Annotated in this window: 2 protein-coding genes and 1 pseudogene; all 3 read right to left on the reverse strand. The window is 63.9% G+C overall.

The window, feature by feature from the left end:
- Positions 1-128: pseudogene (gene gcvT / locus BLV20_RS31285) on the reverse strand (glycine cleavage system aminomethyltransferase GcvT); the annotation flags it as partial.
- 80 nt (positions 129-208) lie between these two features.
- On the reverse strand, positions 209-1,477 hold the full coding sequence (gene glyA / locus BLV20_RS30705; RefSeq protein WP_092306082.1) for a serine hydroxymethyltransferase: 1,269 nt from the start codon (positions 1,475-1,477) through the stop codon (positions 209-211).
- Positions 1,478-1,547: 70 nt separating this feature from the next.
- On the reverse strand, positions 1,548-1,835 hold a 288-nt coding region (locus tag BLV20_RS30710; protein ID WP_139192779.1), incomplete at its 5' end, for a hypothetical protein.

Genomic DNA, 1,835 nt, shown 5'->3' on the forward strand with positions numbered 1-1,835 from the left:
TGGTGTTCCTTCATCACGCCCAGCGGGTATTGCACAGGCATGTCGTAACCGGCGAACGGCACCATGCGCGCGCCGAGTTCGAGGTGCAGCGAGTGTAGCGGGGTTCTAGCGAGGGTTTGGGTGGTCATGCAACAAACTCCGGATAGAAAGGAAGGATCCGCGGGAGCAGGCGCGCTGGCTCCCGGGTCGCTTGTCGAGTGTGTAGCGGTCAGTCGCGGTACACCGGGAAATCACGGCACAGGGCCGCGGCCTGGCGGGCGACCTGGGCCTCGACATCGGCATCGCCGAGATGGTCGAGGATGTCGCAGATCCAGCCAGCCAACTCAATGCACTGGGCTTGCTTGAACCCACGGCTGGTCACCGCCGGGGTACCGATGCGCAGGCCGGAGGTGACGAACGGCGACTGCGGATCGTTCGGTACGGCGTTCTTGTTCACGGTGATCCCGGCCCGCCCGAGCGCGGCATCGGCATCCTTGCCGGTCAGGCCCTGGCGAATCAGGCTGACCAGGAACAGATGATTGTCGGTGCCGCCCGACACCACATCGTAGCCACGCCTGATAAACACCTGCGCCATGGCCTGGGCGTTGCCAATCACCTGTTGCTGATACGTCTTGAAGCCAGGTTCCAGGGCTTCCTTGAAGCACACGGCCTTGGCGGCGATCACGTGCATCAGCGGGCCGCCCTGGCCGCCGGGGAACACCGCGGCGTTGAGCTTTTTCTCCAGCTCCGGGTTGGCCCTGGCCAGGATCAGGCCACCGCGTGGGCCACGCAGGGTTTTGTGGGTGGTAGTCGTGACGACATCGGCATAGGGCAGCGGGTTCGGGTACAGGCCGGTCGCCACCAGGCCGGCGACATGGGCCATGTCGACGAAGAAGTAGGCGCCGACCCGGTCGGCGATCTGGCGCAAGCGCGGAAAGTCGAGAGTCTTCGAATAGGCGGAGAAGCCGGCGATGATCATTTTCGGCTGATGCTCGAGCGCCAGGCGCTCGACTTCGTCGTAGTCGATCAGCCCGGTGTCGGTGTCAATGCCGTATTGCACGGCGTTATACAGTTTGCCGGAAAAGCTGACCTTGGCGCCGTGGGTCAGGTGGCCGCCATGGGCCAGGCTCATGCCCAGCACGGTGTCGCCGGGCTGTAGCAGGGCCAGGTAGACCGCGGCGTTGGCCTGGCTGCCGGAGTGCGGCTGGACGTTGGCATAGTCGGCGCCGAACAGCTGCCTGGCGCGATCGATGGCAAGCTGCTCGACCACGTCGACATGTTCGCAGCCGCCGTAATAGCGCTTGCCCGGATACCCTTCGGCGTACTTGTTGGTCAGGCCGCTGCCTTGCGCTTCCATCACTCGCTGGCTGGTGTAGTTCTCCGAGGCGATCAGCTCGATATGCTGTTCTTGCCGTGCCGTTTCGGCATTCATCGCCGCCAGCAATTCATCGTCGTAGCCTTTGATTCGGTCCTGCTTGCTGAAAAACGTGCTGAACATGGTGCGGTCCTCTGTTGTGCATGTCGGGTGCCCTCTATCGATGACGACCGAGGGGGAAGCAGGGGGTGAGTCAGATGTCCTGGTAATCCTCGATCGACGGGCAGGCGCACACCAGGTTGCGGTCGCCGAAGACGTTGTCGACGCGGCCGACCGGCGGCCAGTACTTGCCTTCGATCAGCGAGGCTACCGGGTACACCGCCTGTTCGCGGCTGTAAGGGTGCGACCACTCGCCGACGATTTCCGCCGCGGTGTGCGGGGCGTTCTTCAGCGGGTTGTCGTCCTTGTCCAGGCTGCCGTTTTCCACCGCGCGGATTTCTTCGCGGATGCGGATCATGGCGTCGCAGAAGCGGTCCAGCTC

Source organism: Pseudomonas sp. NFIX28 (assembly GCF_900107395.1).
In the GTDB taxonomy this organism is placed as follows: Bacteria; Pseudomonadota; Gammaproteobacteria; order Pseudomonadales; family Pseudomonadaceae; genus Aquipseudomonas.

What these genes read in the sequence shown, in the direction of transcription:
- glyA (WP_092306082.1), bottom strand. Translation starts at nt 1,477, where the DNA reads ATGTTCAGCACGTTTTTCAGCAAGCAGGACCGAATCAAAGGCTACGAC.